Source organism: Pseudoalteromonas sp. (genome assembly GCF_041629635.1).
In the GTDB taxonomy this organism is placed as follows: Bacteria; Pseudomonadota; Gammaproteobacteria; order Enterobacterales; family Alteromonadaceae; genus Pseudoalteromonas.
Genome location: NZ_JBFKMX010000231.1, coordinates 1 through 3,163 on the forward strand (window position 1 = coordinate 1; position 3,163 = coordinate 3,163).

3 protein-coding genes are annotated in these 3,163 nt (G+C 38.1%); 2 read left to right on the top strand and 1 reads right to left on the bottom strand.

What is annotated here, in order from left to right; all coding sequences use genetic code 11:
* A partial coding sequence (zapE, locus tag ABYD77_RS18430) for a cell division protein ZapE (protein WP_372771555.1) occupies nt 1–882 on the top strand: 882 nt, incomplete at its 5' end.
* Between the two features lie 46 nt (nt 883–928).
* On the opposite strand, the gene ABYD77_RS18435 is transcribed toward zapE, so the two are convergent.
* The gene (locus ABYD77_RS18435; protein ID WP_372771556.1) at nt 929–1,486 is read right to left on the bottom strand and encodes a hypothetical protein; all 558 of its coding nucleotides are present in this window, start codon (nt 1,484–1,486) and stop codon (nt 929–931) included.
* A 614-nt stretch (nt 1,487–2,100) separates the two neighbouring features.
* Between ABYD77_RS18435 and ABYD77_RS18440 the strand changes: the two genes are divergently transcribed.
* On the top strand, nt 2,101–2,937 hold the full coding sequence (locus ABYD77_RS18440) for a hypothetical protein (RefSeq protein ID WP_372771557.1): 837 nt from the start codon (nt 2,101–2,103) through the stop codon (nt 2,935–2,937).
* The last annotated feature ends 226 nt before the right edge of the window (nt 2,938–3,163 follow it).

Sequence of the window (3,163 nt, forward strand, 5' to 3'; positions counted from 1 at the left end):
AAAACGTATCTTGTTGATACTTTTTTTGAAGCTTTGCCGTTTGAGCGCAAAATGCGTGTGCACTTTCACCGCTTTATGCACCGCGTTCATGATGAGCTGAAACTGCTTAAAGACGTTCAAGATCCACTTGAAAAGGTTGCTGATAAATTTAAAAGCGAAGCGGATATCATCTGTTTTGATGAATTTTTTGTGCAAGATATTACTGATGCCATGTTACTTGGCGGTTTAATGCAAGAGCTGTTTAAGCGCGGCATTGTGTTGGTTGCAACATCAAATATTGTACCTGACGAGCTCTACCGAAACGGTTTACAGCGCGCGCGATTTTTACCTGCTATTGATCTTGTCAAAGCAAATACAGAGGTTGTAAACGTCGATTCGGGTATTGATTATCGACTGCGTACTCTTGAGCAAGCAGAGATTTACCACAGCCCATTGGATGAACAAGCGGATAAAAACCTATTTGAATACTTTGACAAATTATCCCCTGAGGCGGGTTGCCTTGATAAAGAAATCGAAGTCGAAGGGCGGAAGCTTAAAACTCGTAAAGAAGCCGATAGCATCGTAATGTTTGATTTTAAAGAGTTATGTGAAACTGCTCGAAGCCAAGTTGACTATATGGAGCTAAGTCGTGTTTATCATACTGTATTGCTTTCGAACGTAAAGAATATGGGGGCAGAGCACGCGAATGATGATGCGGCGCGCCGCTTTATTGCTCTCGTCGATGAGTTTTATGAGCGCAATGTTACGTTAATTATTTCTGCGGTTGCGCCACTAGAACAGTTATACACTGGCGGTATTTTAGACTTTGAATTTAAGCGTTGTATTAGCCGCTTACAAGAAATGCAGAGTTTAGAGTATTTAGGGCGCGAGCATTTAGCTTAATCTGCAAAAATAAACGAGATCTGACGATCTCGTTTCTCAATACTATTTATTCTTGATTCAATTTAATGTTTTTAATCTTTAGCCACGCTTTACCGCCTTTTTCATCGGTAAGGTCTGGCACAAAGTAAAGTGCTGAGACATTAGCTTTTGTAATGCCTTTATCCTTTGACCAGCTTGGTGTCCATTTAGGGCGACTGAAATTTTCTAAGCTAACCCTTGTGGTTTGCCAAGTCGTAGCGCTTGGTAATACAGTTTGATAGTGCGCATAGCTTTTATCACCTTTTCCACCATAATCTTTCTGAGATAACTTAACCAAAAGCGATTTGTCGCTTTGATAAGTGAGTTCGACACTTGTAATGCCTTCTAGCGACTTTTTGGGTAGATCGTAAATCAACTCAACCCACGAATTATTTTGCTTATCGACACGTGGCACACGGTTGAATGCTATACCCACATAGTCTTCTTTTACTAAGGGCTTTTCATAACTCGCACTACTGCCGTGCGGATCAACCGCATAGCGCCATTGGCTCGTATCGAGAGCTTGATCTGCATATAGCGCAGAGCTTGAAAATAGTATTGCTGTAAGCAGTGATTTTAAATACATGATCTTTTTCTTATGGTGATTATTTTACTAGCGATACAGGGGATGTTGCTGGATGAGTTTTTGATTGTAGGGGAGTTTCATTTGTTGTGGAAGTGGGCGTTTAGTCGTAACGGGTGAGTTTGTTTTTGGACTTGCGTCCCTGTAATTATTTTGCGCCATCCATGGCGCACTCGTTCATTCTTTTTAAACGGCCAAAAAGAACGAACCAAGAAAAAGCCGCCCCGAAATCAAACTTTTCCAAGCGAAATTATTTTATTCAAAACTAAACGTCATAAATCGACGCGCTAAACATCCCTATACGCTTTCCAGCTCGAAGTCCTTTTCTCGCGTTCATAGCTAGCCGCACTTCGTTCGTCTCAAGACGCTATTCACCCATATCTCAGTATGAATTGTTCGACTCGCTACGCTTCCTGTCTCACATTAGCAATAAAATAACCCCACTTGGGTTTGATTTAAGAGGAAAATGAGGCAACAGTGTTTAAGTGCAAAAATTACTCCCAGTTTCCTAATGCAAAATGCAAGGGAGGATTCTGATTCTATTTATTAGATATATTGGAATGTGGTATTTTAATAATATGATTTATTTGTAAATTTTTATAAAAAGGACTTTTTAAGTGGCTATTGTTAATTGGTTTAAAAGGCAGAGGAAATCAAAGCTAGCATTTTATACTGCTTTAATAGCGACTCCTACCGCACCTGTTATCTTTGCAATCTGGCAATATCTAACCGTAGGTTATGCGATTGATTTTGGAAATGGCCAATATTGGAGTGGTGTTACCAAAGCTTTTAATTTTCAGATTGAAATGATGAAAATTTTGGCAGGCTTAACAGCTATGCTTGGTTTGTTATATAGAAGCTTACAAACTCAGGAGCAAATAAACACAGCTAGACTTCAGCTAGATGCTTCGTTAAGAAAAGATAACTTTTCAATGTATATAGAACATTTCAAGCTTTTTAGTGACGAATTGGAACATACTTTCAATAAAGTATATGTGACACTAGGTAGTTCAGAAAAGCTTCATTCAGACACTAGGTTGTTATATTCAAAATTTTACAAACCTAATACCCCTCAAAATGGTGTAGTAGTTCTTACTCCTACATTTGAAGATTGTGAAAAGCTATCTAAAACTTGTTTGTCTCTAATGGGTTATTATGTACAACTTTTTTATGATACAGCCAGCAATAGAGATAATATCGATAAAAATTTAAAAACTATGGGAGCACACTTTAGGAGTGCTTTTAATTGCTTTGCGAATATAGGGCTTGAAAAGCTACTACTTTTTGAAAAGGATTTGAACAAAGATAACTTTTTATCAAAATTTGAACAGCTCAAATTAATGTGTTGGGTGCTTTTTGAGTTAGAGGTTATGTCAGCAGAATCATTTATTGAATTGAGTGATAAATTCCAAGAAATACAAAAATTGCCGAACCCATACGAAGAGTTTGATTAAAATCCAAACAGAAATTTATAATAATACGAAGTAGCATGTTACTTTTACTGACTCGACATTCGAATTGGTGTCCTTTTCAATCAAACCTGAAAAAGGGATTTAAATGAATAATGCGAGACAGGGAGCGAAGCGGTCGAGCAAGCCATGGTGAAGCATAGGTGAATATCGTCTAGAAACGAACGAAGTTCGGATAGCTATGAACAAGAAAAAAGGACTTTGAGCTGGA